The sequence below is a fragment of the Gammaproteobacteria bacterium genome (assembly GCA_028819075.1).
Lineage (GTDB): Bacteria > Gemmatimonadota > Gemmatimonadetes > Longimicrobiales > Gaopeijiaceae > BD2-11.
Map to the genome: position 1 here is coordinate 117,729 of JAPPMM010000019.1, position 14,810 is coordinate 132,538.

Sequence of the window (14,810 nt, forward strand, 5' to 3'; positions counted from 1 at the left end):
CGCGCCTCCTCACCGCCGCCTGCGGGTCCGGGCGGTTCTGGTGCGGCGGCCGCCCTTGCCGGCGGCCTTGCGCGCGGCGGCCCGGGCCAGCAGATCGAGCGCCTCGTCGACTCCGAGGGACTCGGGACTCCGGCCCTTCGGGATGCTGGCGTTCACCTTGCCGTCCGTGACATAGGGCCCGTAGCGCCCCCTGTAGATGTTCAGGGGTTCGTCCGTCTCCGGGTGCCGGCCTGCGACCGCGAGCACGGGCCTGCGCGGCCTGACCTCCAGGAGCTGGAGCGCTTCCCCCAGCGTGATTTCGAACGCCCGCTCCACCGAGTCGAGGTTGCGGTAGGTCTTCGCCCGGTTGACGTAGGGACCGTACCTGCCCAGCCCGGCCTTCACCGGCTGCCCCGTCCCGGGATCCTCTCCCAGCATGCGGGGAAGTGACAGCAGCCGGAGAGCGAAGCCCAGATCGACCTGTTCGGGTGACATTCCCTTCGGGAGGCTGGCTCGCTTCGGCTCCGCATCGTCTTCACCCAATTGAACATAGGGGCCGAACGGGCCGTTGCGGGCGTAGACGTTGAGTCCGGTTTCGTCGTCCCGCCCGAGCGGGCTCCTGCCGCGCAGCCGCGCCTCGATCAGTTCCGAGGCCTTTTCGGGAGTCAGTTCATCGATGAGCAGGTCCACCGGGAGCGTCGCCCTTGGGCTGTCCTTCGCCTTGCCGCGCTGGAGAAAGACATGCTGCTTGCCGATGCGCACGAGGAGGGGATCGCCCGTAGCCGGGTCGTCGCCCACGGCCAGGGCGGGATAGTCGATGCGGGGAAGTTCTTCCTCGATCCGCCTCTCCAGGCCGGGCGCGCCGTCGCCATCGCCCCGGAAGAAGTCCGAGAGGAAACGCACGTGATCGACGGATCCGCCGGCGATGCGGTCGAGGGCATCCTCCATTCCTGCCGTGAACTTGAGATCCACGTAGTGCGGGAAGTGGTCGCGCAGCAGATGTGTGACGCACAGGCCCACGTAGGTGGGCACCAGGACGCCCTTCTTGCGGATTGCGTAGTTGCGCTCGCGGAGCTTGGCGAGTGTGGGTTCGTACGTGGAAGGTCGCCCGATGCCTTCCTCCTCGAGCTTGCGCACCAGCGTCGCCTCCGAAAAGCGCGAGCGTGGCTGCGTGCGGTTGCCCAAGGGCTTGACTTCGATGACGTCGATGCGCGCAGCCGGCTCGTCCCCGGAGGGAGGGTTCGCCGGCGCGGGCTCATCTCCGCCCACGGTCTGACCCTCCACCAGCCGAGGCAGGATGACGTCCTTGCGACTCGTGCCCCACACCCGCAGGAACCCGTCGAAACGCACCACCGTGCCGACCGACTGGAAGACGTGGCCGTGTTCGCCCGCGTCCACCCTGAACTCGATGATGGTGCGGGCTATGCGGGCGTCGGCCATCTGCGAAGCCACGGCGCGCCGCCAGATCAGCCCATACAATTTGAGCTGGTCGGCGTCCAGTATCCCGCGGAGCGACTCGGGAGTGCGGCGGATCGAGGTCGGGCGGATGGCTTCGTGCGCTTCCTGTGCGCTGCGGGAGCGGGTCGCGAACTGACGCCGCTGATGGTAGCTGGCCCCGAGCTTTTCGCGGATGAACCCGGCAGTTTCCGCCAGCGCGGCCTGGCTGAGGCTCACGGAGTCGGTGCGCATGTAGGTGATCAGACCCTGGCGGTCGCCCCCACCCAGATTGACCCCCTCGTAGAGCTGCTGCGCCAGCCTCATCGTCCGCCTGGGCGTCAAGCGCAGCTTGGAGCTTGCCGCCTGCTGCAGGGTGGAGGTTATGAAGGGGGGCGCCGGGCGCCGCCGGGACTCCTTCTCCTCGACGCGCCCGACCCGCCAGGGACGGGTCGCCGTCGCCTCCCGGGCAACGCGGGCCGCCGCAGCTTCATCCAGCACCACCACGCCCGCGGAGCGCCGCAGCGCACCGGTCCTGGCGTCGAAGTTCTTCGCGGTGGCCACGGTCTTGCCACCGGTGCGGATCAGATCGGCGGCGAAGCCGGCGTCCTCGCCGTTCCGCCCCGCGGTCACAGCTTCGGCGAGGGTTGCCTTCACGGCCCAGAACTCGGAGGACCTGAACCTCTGGCGCTCCTCTTCCCTCTCCACCACGAGACGCAGCGCGGCGCTCTGCACGCGGCCGGCGCTCAGCCCGGCTCGCACCTTCTTCCAGAGCACGGGTGAGAGCGAGTAACCGAACAGGCGATCAAGGACGCGGCGGGTCTCCTGTGCGCGGACCAGCTTTCCGTCCACCTGGCGCGGATCCTCAAGAGCGGCCCTGATGGCGCTCGACGTGATCTCGTGGAATGCGATGCGTTGAACCGGGATGCGCGGCTTGAGGACTTCGAGGAGGTGCCAGCTGATGGACTCTCCCTCACGGTCCTCGTCGGTCGCGAGGATGATTTCGTCCGCGCTGTGGACCTTCTTGCGAAGCGCGCTGATGTGCTTCTTCGACTCCGGGGGAATCACGTAGACCGGCTCGAAGTTTCCGTCGACGTCAACGCCCAGCCTGGCCCATGGCTGCGAGCGAAGGCGCGCGGGAATCTCCTTGGCGGTGCGCGGCAGGTCGCGGATGTGGCCGAAGCTCGCAGCCACTTCATAGTCCCGGCCAAGAAAGCGCTCTATGGTCTTGCCCTTCGCGGGCGATTCGACGATGACGAGCTTCATGATGGGTGGGCTGGCGGCGGGCTGGAGGCTGGTTCGATCCCCTGGCGGGCGAGACGCGCGATCCGGTCCGCCAGTGCGGCTACGGAAACGTCCTCGCTGTCGAGTGTCAAGCGGGCGAGACGGTAGTACGGTTCCCGGCGGGCAAGCAAGCGCCGGGAGTGCTCGACGGGTCGGGGGACATCGAGGAGAGGTCGATCGACGCCCTGCCTGCGGGCCCGCTCCACCGCGGTCTCCGCAGTGACCTTGAGCCAGACGGACAGCGTGTCGGCGGCCACCCCCTCCATGTGCCCGGGCTGGGCGGCCCAGCCGCCCCCCGACGCGAGGACGGTCCGGTCGCGGCGGAGCAGGCGGCGCGCCACCCGCGCCTCGATGGCCCTGAACTCCCCCTCGCCGCCGCGGTCGAAGATGTCCGCGATGTCACGCCCCGTGTGGCGCCGGATTTCCACGTCGAAGTCGACGAACCGCCAGCCGAGCAGCCGCGCCACCTCGCGACCGACGGCCGACTTCCCGCTGGCCATGAAGCCAATCAGGAGGATCCGGGAAGGAGGGGGCGGGGCACTCCCGCCGTCGGCCGGGTCATTCATGACGCTGCCGCCGGTCGCGCAGGTAGGCGGTGTAGCCCTCGTAGTTCCGGCGCATCTCGGAGAGGCTGTCGCCCCCGAACTTCTCGATGAGGGCGTCGGCCACCACGAGGGCGGCCATGGCCTCGCCCACCACCGCCGCTGCGGGCACGGAGCAGACGTCGCTTCGCTCCACGGCGGCGTCGGCCACCGACCCGTCCCGCAGGTCCACGCTGGGCAGCCGCTTGCGCAGCGTCGAGATGGGCTTCATGGCGGCGCGGATGACGAGAGGCTCGCCGGTTGTGACCCCGCCCTCCAGGCCGCCGGCCCGGTTGGAGGGGCGTGCGTACCCGCTCGGTGGCCGGTCGCCGGGGGCGGGCTGAATAGGATCGTGCACGCGCGACCCCAATCGTCGGGCGCCCTCGAACCCGAGGCCCAGTTCGACCCCCTTGATGGCGTGAATCGACATCATCGCCCCCGCCAGGCGGCCATCCAGCTTGGTGTCCCAGGAGATGTAGCTCCCCAGGCCCACCGGCACATGCCGGACCACGACATCGAAGATGCCGCCGAGCGTGTCTCCTTCCTCCTTGGCCCGGTCGATGGACGCGATGACGCGGTCCGCCGCGTCCGGATCCAGCATTCGTACCGGCGAGGCGTCCGCAGCGGCGTTGAGGTCGGCCGGAAGCTCGCGCGGGAGAGTGGCCTCGATATCCCCGATCGAGGTCACGTGCGACCCCACCGTGATCCCGAACTCCCGGAGCAGGGTCCTGGCGACGGCGCCGCACGCCACCCGGGCGGCCGTCTCGCGTGCGCTCGCCCGCTCCAGAATGTCGCGGGTGTCGTGCCGGTCATACTTGAGCACCCCGACCAGATCGGCGTGTCCCGGGCGCGGCAGATGCATGCGGCGCAACGCCTTGGGGTTGCCTTCGGGATCCGGCCGAGCATGGCTCATCGCCGTAGTCCAGTTCTTCCAGTCGCGGTTCCAGAGCAGCATCCCGATGGGAGAGCCGAGCGTCTCGCCCAGACGCACGCCGGAGATCAGTTCGATGCGGTCCGCTTCGATCTGCATGCGGCGGCCGCGGCCGTAGCCGGCCATGCGACGCTTCATGTCGGGGTCGACATCGCGCTCGGTCGAGAGCGGCATCCCTGCCGGCAGCCCTTCCAGAATCGCCAGCAGGCCGCGTCCGTGGGACTCGCCGGCCGTCCGAAAGCTGATTCGCCTCATGTGGTTGAATCTCCCCGAGAGTGGTTTGGCGGAGTCATAGCCAACCCTCCCCCGGTCGTCAACCCGGCGCGTATGCCGCGACCCGGGCGGAAGCCGGGCTCGCAGCCTGCGCCCGAGCTGCAATCAGGTCTCGATGTACGGCGTCACCAGGATGACCAGATCGCGCTGGATCGTCTGCCTGCGGTCGACGCGGAAGAGGGCGCCGAGCACCGGGATCCTCATCAGCAGAGGAATGCCCGAGCGGCTCTCGATCTCCTCGGTCACCGCCAAACCGCCGATGACCACCGTTTCGCCGTCCTGAACCAGCACGCGGGAAGACGCTTCCTGCGTATGGAAGATGACTCCGGCGTCGGACGCGGCCGGGGTAAACTCCGCAAAGGAGCGTTCCGCATGCAGGTCGAGCAGGACATGGCCTCCCTCGGCGACATGCGGGGTTACCTCGAAGACGATACCCGTCTCCTGGATTTCCACGGCAGCCGTGGGCACGACCGGAGACTGCAGTCCTCCCGCGCTTCCGGCACCTGCGTCCAGCACCCTGATCGGCGTGCGTTCGCCCACCAGGATGCGGGCGGTCTGGTTGTCCAGCACGGAGATGTACGGGGCCACCTCCATGCGAGACAGGTTGAGTGTCTCGAGCGCTTCCAGGAAGGCCAGCAGCGTGTGCCGTCCCAACACCAGCGAGGTCAGCACGGAGAGCGCGGACCCCGAGATGCGGGTTGCTGCGTTGCCGAGTGCGGAGATGGAGCTTCCGTCCAACAACACCATGTCGCCGCTGACCGCTTCGCCGGCTGCCTCGCTCCCGGGGGCCTCTGCGCCCGTCCCCCCGGTGTCTTCGCCGGGATTCGCTGCGCCGGACGGGAGCAACGAAAGGTGGCCCCGCGAGTCACGGAGATCATAAGCGACCCCGAGTTCCTCCAGACCGGTTCGGTTCACGAAGACGATCCGCGCGGAGATGGTGATCTGGGGAGCGCGGATGTCGAGTTCCTCGACGAGCGCTTCGACCTGGGCCAGCGCTCTGGGGACATCCGTCACGATGACGCTGTTGGTGGCCAGCGAGAGGGATGCGCTGCCGCGGTCGCTCAGGAGCGATTGCGCGGCGGGCAGCAGGTCGGCGGCGGTCGCGTAGCTCATGTGAAACACCCCGGTCTCGAGGGGTTCAACGTCTTCGCGCCGATTCAGGTTCTCAATGTAGTCCACCCTGAGTATGCCGTTTTCGAGCTCGCGCGCGGCCAGCCCGTGCGAATCGAGAATGACGCGAAGGGCTTCGTCCCAGGGCTGGTCCCGGATATCGGCCGACACGATGCCGGACACGTCGGCCCCGGGGACGATGGAGATGCCCGCGAACTCCGAGAATGTGAAGAGCACGTCCCGGAGGGGAGCGGAGACGAAGGTGGCGGTGATGCGCGGTTCCCCGGGCGGCGGCTGAGCAACCTGCCGTGCGAGCATTGCAGGGGTAGCCTCGCCGGCGAGGTGAACATCCCGGGAGCCGGGCGCACCTGGGGACGCCTCGCCGTGGACGACGGAAACACTCATCCACGGCCACCCAAGGCACAGCCACGCGGTCAGCATCGGTCTCATCGCCCCAACCTCCCTGGTGGCCGACTCAGGTGCAGCTCCCGCTGCTCTCCAATGCCGAACCGGCGGATCTCTACGATCACGTACTCCGGCTCGACCCGGAGGACTCTCATTTCGCCGAGAACCACGTCCTGGCGAAGGCGATACGTGCGTTCACCGGTGGCGCCCGCGGCCGCCGGGACCGCCGTCCCGGAACTGACCAGAGCGATGCTCTCCCCGGCGTTGGGGGAATGGATGACGCCGATGAGCCGAAGGTCCTCGAATCTGGTGCCCGCCGAGTTAGCGGGCAGAGGCCGTTCAAACGGGTCACGCCGGTCGCCTGCCGGGTAGACGAAGACTTCGCGGTCGAGACCCGGTTCGCCCGTCTCGTCGCTCAGGTTCGCGTCGGACTGCGTCCCGGAGACGCCCTCGCCGGAGGACGCCGAAGGTCGAGCCTGCTGGATGATGGTCCGGGGGACAAGCAGCGGGACCACCAGGGCGACCATGAGTAACGGTTTCACATTCATCGGACGACCTCCGCTGGCGTTCCGTTAGACCCGCCGAGGGCGGGCTCCGTCCCTGCCGGCGGACGGACGAATGTCTCGATCCGAAAGTGGGCGCGCACCGCCGGACCCTCCTCCACGGCCGGATCGGGGATCGAGATCATCTCGAGTTCCATCGGCGTAACGATGCGCGGCAGTGACGCGACCGCGGTGAGAAAACGGGCCACCTCGTGGTAGCCGCCCACCACGGACATTTCGTAAGTCCGGCTCGTGTAGAACGGATTCGCTTCCTCCTCTCCGGGGCGCATGAAGGCCAGGTCTCCGAGCCCTGACCGCCGGGCCTCGGCCGCCAGTGACTCCAGAAGCGCCGGGACCTCCTCGGTGCGGGGGATCAACTGCTCGAGCCGCGCGATGTGATCCGAGTAGCGTCTCAGCCGGCTCGCAAGTTGCGCGGTCCCCTCGGGCAGCAGGTTCCGAGCGCGTTCGTTTCCGGCCTCCAACCGCTCCAGACGGCGCGTCAGCCGCTGCACCTCCCCGTCCCGGCGGCGGTGCTCGCGGTAGAACAGAGCCGCGGCCAGCGTCACCAGCACGGCCGCCAGCAGCGCGGGCCGCGAACCCGGGATCGCGATCATCATGCCGGGTTGCTCACCGATGCGCGGGGCTGGTAGGAAACACGGAGCACAAAGGCGCTGAGGACCCACTCCGCACCGTCCGGCAGTCGTTCCGCCACCTGCTCGGTACCGACCAGGCTGACGGAAGTCAGGAAGGGAGAGACCTCCAGCCGGTTCATGAAGCGCGTCAGGGCAAAGGTGTTGGCGGTTCGTCCCTCGATCTCCACCTGGACCCTGTCCCCACCGCCCGCTTCCGCGATACGCGTCAACCAGGTGAACTCCGGCATTGCAGCCGCCACTTCATCGAGGATGTGGGACCAGACGTACCGCCCCTGGTCGAGCTCCCGGATAACCCGCACTCGCGCGGCCACGGAATCGCGTCCGGCACGCAATTGGTCCGCAGAGGAGATCAGACCGGCCAGTGCGGTCGAGTCGCCCATGGCTTGAGTGACTCGATCCTCCAGAACTCGCTGACGATCGCGGGCACCCGGGTGAAGCAACGCCAGCACCAGGAGGGTGGCCAGCCCGGGAACGCTCGCCGCCAGGTGCCACGGCGACGCGGCTTTCGAAGGCGACGCATTCGCTGACGATCGCCGCCTGCGCGCGGCGTGGCCCGTCCCCCCGGGCATCAGGTTGATTTCGATCACCGGTCGCGACTCCGTGGGAATGAGCGCAACGCCAGACCCACCGGCAACAACAGCATGGGCGCGACCTCTTCCAGCTCGACATCAACGCAGGCATCGGGACGGACGGGAATTCGTTCGAAGGGGTTGGCGACGTGTGTTTCGACGGAGAGGATGCGGCCCAGCGCCTCGGCCAGACCCGGGATCCGGGCACCCCCGCCGCTCAGGTAGACGCGCCCTAGACCAAGGTCGGCGGACCTCGTCTTCAGGAAGGCCGACGCCCTCCCCAGTCCCACGGCCATTTCGTCCGCGGCGGACTCGATGACCGCCCGTAGGCCGGGCGATACCCGCTGACCGCGAATCATGGCTTCCGTAGACCGTGCCCCCAGGCCCGTCTCCCGCTGGGCGGCCTTGCACAGGGAGCGCACGCCGAAGTGGAAATCGCGCGTGACAGCGGGGATTCCTTCCTCCACAACGACCACAGTGGTCGTCTCCCAGCCAATGTCGGCGGCCATAACGACACCCTCGGCCGCTTCGGGATGGTTGTGGATCAAGGCATTTCTCAGCGCAAAGCCATCTACGTCAAGGACTTCGACCGTGAGCCCGGCAGTGCGCACGACTTCGGTGGCCTCATGCACCAGGTCGCGCTTGGCTGCCACCAGAAGGACGTCCATGGGATCCCCGGGGGTGAGGATCTGGAAGTCCAGTTCGACGCTGGCGGTATCGAAGGGAAGATGCTGTTCGGCCTCCCAGCGGATTACCTCCCGCAACTCGGACGGCTTCATGCGCTCCAATTCGATCCGCTTGGCAATGACACCGTGACCCGCGACGCCGGTCACTACTCGACCCTGCTTCAGTCCGGAGTCCCGGAACAGTTTGACGACCGCTTCAACCACGGCAGTGCCGGCGCGTGCATCATCGCTTCCCTCCGTCAACGCGCGCATCGCAATCCGGGAGACTTCGGGAGCGTGCCTCGCATGGCTCATCTGTACGACCTTGAGGTATCGGCTCCCGACATCGAGCCCAAGGGACACTTGCCCGCGCCTGAACCAGCCCATCGGCCTAGACGGGCTCGAGCCAGGAGCCTGCCGGCAGGGCCCGCATCGTCCGGAGTCCGGCATGGCTGAGCGCGCGCAGGCCGGCGCAGGCGGACGCCTCCACCAGAGCCCGTCCTTCCAGGAGGACGCGGTCGCCCGAGCGGATCCACCCGGCAACGCGGGCATCGTCGGCAAGGCGGACGGCCTGCGTCGCCAGCACCAGCCCCGCGAAGGTTGCGTTCGCCAGGAAGCTTGCGCCCCCGTCCACCACGAGCACCCCCTGTCCCTCGCCGCCGGTCACCTCCAGCGACCCGCGGACAACGACGACCGGCAGGTAGGCCCCGCAGCTTCCGCCGGGACTCAGGGGCGTGCCCCAATTGCCCGCCGCAGTTGCGGGACAACCGCTGCCGAGATGGACGCGCGTACTGCCGCCAGCGATGCCGAGCGTGATGTCGGCCAGCTCCGCAAGATCCTGGAAGGAGAGGACTCCCAGATTCAGGGACGGCGGATTCAGGTCGAGAGCCAGCCGCTGCCGCCGGGCCGACTCGGGGGTGGCAGCCGGGGGCACCCAGCGCCCGCTCTCGGCTACTACGCCGTGCGGGAAGATCGAATCCGCCACCGGAAGCTGCGGTGCGCACTCGGTAGCACCCCAGGCCAACGGCGCAGCCGTAACGCGGTCACCCGCAATACGCGCCGAATCCGTTACCGTGATGCTGGCCCGAGCAGCGACCGCCGCCGGGAACGTGCTGATGCGGGCGCCTGCGTCGAGCGCCCAGGTCAGCCGCCCGACCTTCGCGCGGGCTGCACCGTTCACCAGGCCCTCCCCCGCAAGCAGGTGGATCTCGCGTGTAAGGCGATGCGCGGCCACGCGATAGGCACCTCGCTGCCCGTGCGCACCCTCGACCACCGTGCTGTCCCCGACCGGCACCGCCGCGAGCAGCCCCGTCGCCGTGCCGGTCACCGCGCGCACTCCGCCCTCCGCGGCGAGCCGTGCGATCAGCAGGTCGCGTTCCGCTCGAGCTACCGTCAGTTCCTGGTGCGCCAGGTAGTGGAGGAGATGTCCGAAGGCGGTCGCGGCGAGCAGCACCATGAGGATTAACGGGATCGCGAATCCCCCGGCGCCCGCGTCTTCCGGGCCGGTGACGCTCCTCACGGCCAGGTCTCCCGCGGCCACACGCGCGCCGAGTCAATTGTGGTCGCAACGGGAGCCTGGCCGAAGGCCAGCCGCAGATCGAGTCCGGCCCCGCGGCCCGACACCCTCGAGCCGACGCCTGCGCCTGTTCGCAGGACCTGCGCGGTGAGCGGCTGGCGCCCCCCTCGGCCCGGGCGGTAGCGGAAGGCACCCGCAGCGACGTGGTAGCTGCCCCGTTCGAATACTCGTCCCACGACCGCCTCCGGTACCGCTGGGTTCAGTACCCAAACCTCACCCGCGGCGCCATCGCCGCATGCGCCGGTCCGAACCCGGACGAGTTCCGCGACACGCCACACCCCATCGGCGGCGAGGACGAGCACGGAGTCCTTGGCGGGGTCGGGTCGGCGCAGTCCGGTGTAGCGCACCGCCCAAAGGGGCTGAGGGACGGTGGCGCAACCTACCCCCGTTCCCCGAAACGCCCTCAAGGCAACGGAATCTCCGGCGCCTGCCACCCAGTCGATGCCGGCAAGCCCCGTCCTCAGTTCCTGCGCGAGCGTGTACCGTGTGATCCTTCTCGTTTCGCGCACCTGCGCGTCTTCTGTCACGCTCCAAAGGGCATGTCGAAGGGTCGTCAGCGTCTGCAGCGCCGCCGCCATGACCGCTACCAGGAGCACCATGGCGGTAAGGGCCTCCACGATCGATGATCCCTGGCGAGAAGCGGCTGCCCGCGGGTGTGGCGCGCCCATGTCAGGGTGCCGGCACGATTGTCGTGACGCGCAGCAACTCCGCTCTTGTGGTGTCGTGCGCGCTGGCCCGGATGACCACCTGCAGGAGCCTCCCTCCCAGGGGAACCGGATCGTCCCAGACGAGCGCCCCCCACGGGTATTGGCGCGTCGCGCCGCCCGATGCCCCGAAGAGCCCGAGGGAGTCGGCGATCTCCCCCGCCGCCACCACCGCGGCGGACAGTTCTCCGGCGCGCCGCCAGGAATGAAGCGATGCGGTGCCGAGCGCGGCCGCTGCCAACAGACCCGTGCACAGGAGCACGATGGCCAGCATGGCCTCTACGAGCGTGAATCCCGCGGACACGGCCGCCGCAGGAGGCGCCCAGCTCGACCCACTCATCGCCGGGATACCCGCCCGTAGGTGGAAATCACCAGCGACGCATGTGTTGCGCCCCGCCCGAAACGAAGCGTACGGGCAGACATCCGGCCAAGTCCGAGCGCATTGAATTCGATGGTCGCGAGAGTATCCCGCCCCGACATGTCGAGCGAAACCCCGTAGCGGTCTCCCAGGTCGACACGCTCCCGGAATGTGCCCCCGAGGCTGCGCTCGATGTGCCCGCGGCCCGGCACAATCGTGACCTGCGAGGCACCGGACCCCAGCGCGTCGATCCGGGCGCGGGCGAGCAGCCCCGCGCTGGCTTCGCGCGCCTGAGTCACGGCCCAGCGATCACGGTGCAGTTGCAGGGCAGGCATCCCCAGCGCGATCCCGATGCCGACGATGGCCAGCACCACTAGGCACTCGAAAAGTGTGAATCCCCCGTTCATGCCATGAAAGATGGCGTCCGGGGATCCTGCCGGGGATGGCGTTCCGGGACTACCGAATGTCGAATCCGGGACTACCCGGCTCCAGAGCCGCTCCGGCCGCTACCGGAACTGCGTGGGGATGTTGAGCACCTGACCCGGGTAGATTCGGCTGCCCCGCAGGTTGTTCGACCGCCGCAGCGCAGCGATCGTCGTGCCGTGCGCGCGCGCGATGTCCCACAGGGAATCCCCCCGCTGCACCCGGTAACTCAGGTGCATGGCCTGTACGCCGACTCCGCCACCCGGCGGGATCGTCAGGACCTGACCCGGATAGATCCGGCTGCCCAGAAGGTTGTTCGACTGCTGGATCGCCGCGATCGTCGTCCCGTACGCGCGCGCAATGTCCCACAGTGCGTCTCCGGAGCGCACGCGATACGATCGGCTGCCGGCACCCGCTGCCGCGACATCCTCCGCCGACGCAGCCTCCGCCGCATCCGTCGCGGCCGCCACCCGGGTCTCTGTCGCCTGGACGGCTCGCGTCCTCAGGCCCTCGACGTAGCGGGTGTATGGTTCGGGATACAGGGCGATGTGGTAGTGGGGGGGGCGGGACTCGCGCGTGGCCTCCAGGACCCCGTTCGCTTCCAGGGAGAGCAGGACATCCTCCAGCCATGCGCGGCAGGGGCGATGGTTGGACCGGCGCAGGTCGACGGCCATGCCGGTGGGATGCACCGAGCGGCTGGAGGCGTTGGGGGGCTGCCGGTTGAGCGCGCGTGTCAGGCTGGTGACGACCATGACTTCCCCGCAGGCCCTGCGATACTGCCCCGCCAGCCGTTCCACGAAGGTGCGAACCTGGGGACGGGCGTACGGGAAGCTGACCTCGTCATCGATGTCATAGTCCCGGTTGCCGTACAGCGGCACCAGGTAGCCCAGCTCGACAAACCGCCGCACGTGAGCGGCGTCCCGCAGGTAGGTGAAGTCGTGGGCCCGCGCCTGCGCGTTCTGGGCGGTCAGCGAGCGGGACGACCCGCGGAGGCTCTGCGCAGCGGATGAGGAGGGCGCGAGCCCCGCGGCCAGCAGTGCGCCGCAGACCAGGACTCCTGCCCGAATGCCGTATCGTCCCATCGTCTCCCATCCAGATCCAAGCTGTAGCGGGAGGGTGACCGGATCGCCCCACTCCGACCATCTCCAAACTTCATTTGTTTAGAGTGCGCAGCGTGTATTCTATACGCCGATTCTCCCCCGTCCGCAAGGGTTTACAACGACATGGCGGGCCCGGAGCCGGAAGCATGGGGCCGTGTCCAACGTCAGCTGGGAAGGCACTTTGCGACCGAGGTGCGAGAACGGCGACGCCGGTGCGGAGCGCGGAATGCGACGACGTCTGGCGGGTGGCCTTACCCGGCGGCGGCGAAGTTGGCGGCCACGACGTCCCAGTTGACCGTGCTCCACCACGCGGTGAGATAGTCGGGCCGGCGATTCTGATAGCGCAGATAGTACGCGTGCTCCCACACGTCCACGCCGAGGATCGGGGTCTGGCCATCCATGAGCGGGCTGTCCTGGTTCGCCGTGGAGCGCACCGCCAGTCCGGAATCGGTGGCGACCACCCAACCCCAGCCGGAGCCGAAGCGGGTGATGGCCGCTGTGTTGACCCGGCTCTTCAGCTCGTCGACGGAGCCGAAGGCAGCCTCGATCGCGTATGCCAGGTCACCACTGGGGGCGTCCGCGCCGCCGGGCGTCATCAGGTCCCAGAAAAGCGCGTGATTGACGTATCCGCCGCCGTTGTTGCGCACCGCGCCGCGAATGGCCTCGGGGACGTCGCCCATGTTGCCCAGCAGGTCTTCCACGCTGCGGTCCTGGAGGCCGGGATGCGACTTGAGCGCCGCGTTGAGATTGGCGGTATAGGCCGCGTGGTGCTTCGAGTGGTGTATCTCCATCGTGCGCGCGTCGATATGCGGCTCGAGCGCATCGTAGTCGTAACCGAGGTCCGGAAGCTCGTGGGGATAGGCCATGGTCGCAGGCTCCGCTGTATGAAGGGGACGTTCTCCCGGGCACCTCACCGGGACGAGGCGTGGTATGTCGGGGAATCGGCATCGTATCTTACAGGCAAGTGCCCCGGAGTTCCACCACTGGCCGCGGGAGAACCTGGACGCTGAAGATGAACCCGCCGCGCATTCTTCTGGTCGACTGCGACAGCTTCTTCGTGCAGGTGGCGCGCCTCGAGGATCCCGATGGCGCGGGACGTCGGCGACTGCTGATCGTCGGGGGGACGCCGGAGGGTCGGGGCGTGGTCGCGTCGGCCTCCTACGAGGCGCGCAAACACGGCGTCCGCTCGGCGATGCCCACCGCGCAGGCGCTCCGCCTGTGTCCCGGAGCCGCGGTGGTTCCCGTGCCGAGGGCTGCGTGCGTGCGGCGCAGCCGGGAAGTTCGGCGCGCGTTGGAAGAGTTGTCGCCCGTGGTCAGACCGGCTTCCATCGACGAATTCTACCTGGATCTCTCGGGCACGGAGCGGATGCTGGCCGGGGAGTCCTTCGAAGACACCGCCCGGCGCATCCGCGATACCGTGTTGGCGCGCACCGGCATTTCGGTTTCCGCGGGAGGCGGCACCCGGCGCCTCATCGCCAAGCTCGCCACCGGACTCGCCAAGCCGGCGGGCGTCTGCATCGTGCCTCCGGGAGAGGAAGCCGAGTTCATGCGGCGTTTCGACCTCGAGGACATCCCCGGGATCGGCCCCGCGTTCCGCGCGGCGCTCGAGCGCCGGTCGCTACGGTCCGTTGCCGACGTGCTGCGGGTCCAGCAGGAATGGCTCGAGCGCTGGTTCGGAGCCCGGCGCGCCCGCTGGCTGCACGACCGGGTGCGGGGACTGGACGGCGAGAGCACCCTCCCGGTGCGCGAGCGGAAGTCGGTGAGCGTGGAGCGGACGTTCGCCGCCGACCTCTCCGACGACGATGAGCTGGACGGCGTCCTGTCGCGACAGGTGAACTCGGTCGCGCGGCGCGTTCGCCGACTCGGTGGGGGAGCGCGCACGATCACCGTCAAGATCCGGGACCGGGATTTCGCGACCCGCCAGTGCAGCCGCACCCTGCCCCGGCCGGTGGAATCGGACCAGGCCATCCTTCGCGTGGCCCGCGAGCTTCTCGCCGAACTACGGTCGCGGCGCCGAACTCCTGCGCGCCTCCTCGGCGTCGCCGCCAGCGGATTCTCGAGCGAAGGGAAACGCGCGCAACTCGCCTTCCTTCCCGAAGCCGACGATCCGGATCCGGACCGCGCACGCCGCATCTCCCGGGTGATGGACGTCGCCCGGAACCGGTTCGGCGATGGCGCCCTCGGTCCGGGGCGCAGCCTCGGTTCCCGGGAGTAACCCCGCTC

At 68.8% G+C, this 14,810-nt stretch carries 15 protein-coding genes; 1 reads left to right on the forward strand and 14 read right to left on the reverse strand.

Annotated features, from left to right (window positions below):
• Nucleotides 1–9: 9 nt before the first annotated feature.
• The 14 genes from topA to OXU32_05100 form a co-directional block, all read right to left on the reverse strand.
• A complete protein-coding gene (topA, locus tag OXU32_05035; protein ID MDE0073332.1) occupies nt 10–2,679 on the reverse strand; it encodes a type I DNA topoisomerase in 2,670 nt (889 codons plus the stop codon).
• Nucleotides 2,676–3,263, reverse strand: a complete 588-nt coding sequence (locus OXU32_05040; protein MDE0073333.1) for a shikimate kinase — start codon at nt 3,261–3,263, stop codon at nt 2,676–2,678. The genes topA and OXU32_05040 overlap by 4 nt, the downstream gene beginning before the upstream one ends.
• A complete protein-coding gene (gene aroC, locus OXU32_05045; GenBank protein ID MDE0073334.1) occupies nt 3,256–4,455 on the reverse strand; it encodes a chorismate synthase in 1,200 nt (399 codons plus the stop codon). Before aroC ends, OXU32_05040 begins: the two co-directional genes overlap by 8 nt.
• A 132-nt stretch (nt 4,456–4,587) precedes the next feature.
• On the reverse strand, nt 4,588–6,042 hold the full coding sequence (locus tag OXU32_05050) for a hypothetical protein (protein ID MDE0073335.1): 1,455 nt from the start codon (nt 6,040–6,042) through the stop codon (nt 4,588–4,590).
• On the reverse strand, nt 6,039–6,545 hold the full coding sequence (locus OXU32_05055; protein MDE0073336.1) for a hypothetical protein: 507 nt from the start codon (nt 6,543–6,545) through the stop codon (nt 6,039–6,041). Before OXU32_05055 ends, OXU32_05050 begins: the two co-directional genes overlap by 4 nt.
• Nucleotides 6,542–7,156, reverse strand: a complete 615-nt coding sequence (pilO, locus tag OXU32_05060) for a type 4a pilus biogenesis protein PilO (GenBank protein ID MDE0073337.1) — start codon at nt 7,154–7,156, stop codon at nt 6,542–6,544. The genes OXU32_05055 and pilO overlap by 4 nt, the downstream gene beginning before the upstream one ends.
• Complete coding sequence (locus tag OXU32_05065; protein MDE0073338.1) at nt 7,153–7,779, reverse strand: PilN domain-containing protein; 627 nt, start codon at nt 7,777–7,779, stop codon at nt 7,153–7,155. The genes pilO and OXU32_05065 overlap by 4 nt, the downstream gene beginning before the upstream one ends.
• Nucleotides 7,776–8,813 (reverse strand): type IV pilus assembly protein PilM, encoded by a 1,038-nt coding sequence (pilM, locus tag OXU32_05070; protein MDE0073339.1) that lies wholly within the window; start codon nt 8,811–8,813, stop codon nt 7,776–7,778. The genes OXU32_05065 and pilM overlap by 4 nt, the downstream gene beginning before the upstream one ends.
• 4 nt (nt 8,814–8,817) lie before the next feature.
• Complete coding sequence (locus OXU32_05075; protein ID MDE0073340.1) at nt 8,818–9,945, reverse strand: hypothetical protein; 1,128 nt, start codon at nt 9,943–9,945, stop codon at nt 8,818–8,820.
• On the reverse strand, nt 9,942–10,619 hold the full coding sequence (locus OXU32_05080) for a hypothetical protein (GenBank protein MDE0073341.1): 678 nt from the start codon (nt 10,617–10,619) through the stop codon (nt 9,942–9,944). The genes OXU32_05075 and OXU32_05080 overlap by 4 nt, the downstream gene beginning before the upstream one ends.
• Before the next feature lie 52 nt (nt 10,620–10,671).
• The gene (locus tag OXU32_05085) at nt 10,672–11,046 is read right to left on the reverse strand and encodes a hypothetical protein (protein ID MDE0073342.1); all 375 of its coding nucleotides are present in this window, start codon (nt 11,044–11,046) and stop codon (nt 10,672–10,674) included.
• Nucleotides 11,043–11,471, reverse strand: a complete 429-nt coding sequence (locus OXU32_05090; protein ID MDE0073343.1) for a type II secretion system protein — start codon at nt 11,469–11,471, stop codon at nt 11,043–11,045. The genes OXU32_05085 and OXU32_05090 overlap by 4 nt, the downstream gene beginning before the upstream one ends.
• A gap of 99 nt (nt 11,472–11,570) precedes the next feature.
• The gene (locus OXU32_05095) at nt 11,571–12,569 is read right to left on the reverse strand and encodes a DUF5715 family protein (protein MDE0073344.1); all 999 of its coding nucleotides are present in this window, start codon (nt 12,567–12,569) and stop codon (nt 11,571–11,573) included.
• Between the two features lie 269 nt (nt 12,570–12,838).
• Nucleotides 12,839–13,453, reverse strand: a complete 615-nt coding sequence (locus OXU32_05100; GenBank protein MDE0073345.1) for a superoxide dismutase — start codon at nt 13,451–13,453, stop codon at nt 12,839–12,841.
• A 146-nt stretch (nt 13,454–13,599) separates the two neighbouring features.
• On the opposite strand from OXU32_05100, the gene OXU32_05105 reads away from it, so the two are divergent.
• Entirely contained in the window at nt 13,600–14,802 is a 1,203-nt protein-coding gene (locus OXU32_05105; protein MDE0073346.1) for a DNA polymerase IV, read from the forward strand.
• The last annotated feature ends 8 nt before the right edge of the window (nt 14,803–14,810 follow it).

What these genes read in the sequence shown, in the direction of transcription:
- OXU32_05095 (MDE0073344.1), bottom strand. Translation starts at nt 12,569, where the DNA reads ATGGGACGATACGGCATTCGGGCAGGAGTCCTGGTCTGCGGCGCACTG.
- OXU32_05090 (MDE0073343.1), bottom strand. Translation starts at nt 11,471, where the DNA reads ATGAACGGGGGATTCACACTTTTCGAGTGCCTAGTGGTGCTGGCCATC.
- OXU32_05100 (MDE0073345.1), bottom strand. Translation starts at nt 13,453, where the DNA reads ATGGCCTATCCCCACGAGCTTCCGGACCTCGGTTACGACTACGATGCG.
- OXU32_05055 (MDE0073336.1), bottom strand. Translation starts at nt 6,545, where the DNA reads ATGAATGTGAAACCGTTACTCATGGTCGCCCTGGTGGTCCCGCTGCTT.
- pilM (MDE0073339.1), bottom strand. Translation starts at nt 8,813, where the DNA reads ATGGGCTGGTTCAGGCGCGGGCAAGTGTCCCTTGGGCTCGATGTCGGG.
- pilO (MDE0073337.1), bottom strand. Translation starts at nt 7,156, where the DNA reads ATGATGATCGCGATCCCGGGTTCGCGGCCCGCGCTGCTGGCGGCCGTG.
- OXU32_05105 (MDE0073346.1), top strand. Translation starts at nt 13,600, where the DNA reads ATGAACCCGCCGCGCATTCTTCTGGTCGACTGCGACAGCTTCTTCGTG.
- topA (MDE0073332.1), bottom strand. Translation starts at nt 2,679, where the DNA reads ATGAAGCTCGTCATCGTCGAATCGCCCGCGAAGGGCAAGACCATAGAG.
- OXU32_05085 (MDE0073342.1), bottom strand. Translation starts at nt 11,046, where the DNA reads ATGAGTGGGTCGAGCTGGGCGCCTCCTGCGGCGGCCGTGTCCGCGGGA.
- OXU32_05050 (MDE0073335.1), bottom strand. Translation starts at nt 6,042, where the DNA reads ATGAGACCGATGCTGACCGCGTGGCTGTGCCTTGGGTGGCCGTGGATG.
- OXU32_05040 (MDE0073333.1), bottom strand. Translation starts at nt 3,263, where the DNA reads ATGAATGACCCGGCCGACGGCGGGAGTGCCCCGCCCCCTCCTTCCCGG.